The sequence below is a fragment of the Microbacterium sp. HSID17254 genome (genome assembly GCF_003989315.1).
Taxonomy (GTDB): domain Bacteria; phylum Actinomycetota; class Actinomycetes; order Actinomycetales; family Microbacteriaceae; genus Microbacterium.
In genome coordinates this window covers 1-854 of record NZ_RBLT01000158.1, presented here as the reverse complement: position 1 = coordinate 854, position 854 = coordinate 1, and the positions used below count along the sequence as shown (strand labels likewise).

1 protein-coding gene is annotated in these 854 nt (G+C 71.9%); it reads left to right on the top strand.

What is annotated here, in order from left to right; translation table 11 throughout:
• Positions 1 to 221 precede the first annotated feature (221 nt).
• Positions 222 to 746, top strand: a complete 525-nt coding sequence (locus D8M34_RS18310; protein ID WP_126894728.1) for a leucine zipper domain-containing protein — start codon at positions 222 to 224, stop codon at positions 744 to 746.
• The last annotated feature ends 108 nt before the right edge of the window (positions 747 to 854 follow it).

Genomic DNA, 854 nt, shown 5'->3' with positions numbered 1-854 from the left:
CATACCAGGGATAGGACGGAGTGGCGCTGCGCACGCAGGCGGTGATTGTGGTCTGCGCGACGGTCCAGAGCCTGGAGGGGGGGCTCCCGAGCCCGGGCGGCGGCGTTTGCGGGGCGGGCGGGCGTAGGTACGACAGATTCAAGCGACTAGAGGTAGTGCCCGTGGGCGTGGGTGACGGCGTGGCGGCTTGACATCAGGGAGACCTCCGGACGAGCTGGGCGTTGTCGAAGCCCACCCCGAACCACCCGGAGGTCTCCGTGGCCCACCGTAACGCCCGTCTGACCCTGCACGGCCGCACACTGCTCATCGAGCGCGTCCTCAAGCAGGGACGCCCGGTCGCCCACGTCGCGGCCGAACTCGGGATCTCCCGCGCGACCGGCTACAAATGGCTCGCCCGCTACCGGGCCGAGGGACCGACCGGGCTCCTCGACCGTTCCAGCCGAGCACACCACATCCCCTCCCCCCCCAGCCCCCCGCCCGAACAGCAGGTCCTGACCCTGCGCCGCGACTGCAAACTCGGACCGCACCGCATCGGACCACTGGTCGGGCTGTCGCCCTCGACCGTGCGCGCCGTCCTGACCCGCCACAGCATGTCCCGCTTGGCCTGGATGGACCGCCCCACCGGCGAGGTGATCCGCCGCTACGAACGCGAGCGTCCCGGCGAACTCGTCCACGTCGATGTGAAGAAACTCGGCCGGCTGCGCGACGCCGCCGGCTGGCACGTCCACGGTCGCGACACCCCCTAACCCCGCCTAGCCCGCTACCGAACCCGCCTCGGCTACGACTGCAACCACACCGCGACCGACGCCGCGACCGGCCTGCGCCCGCGCCGACATCCCCGTCCCCGCACGCCC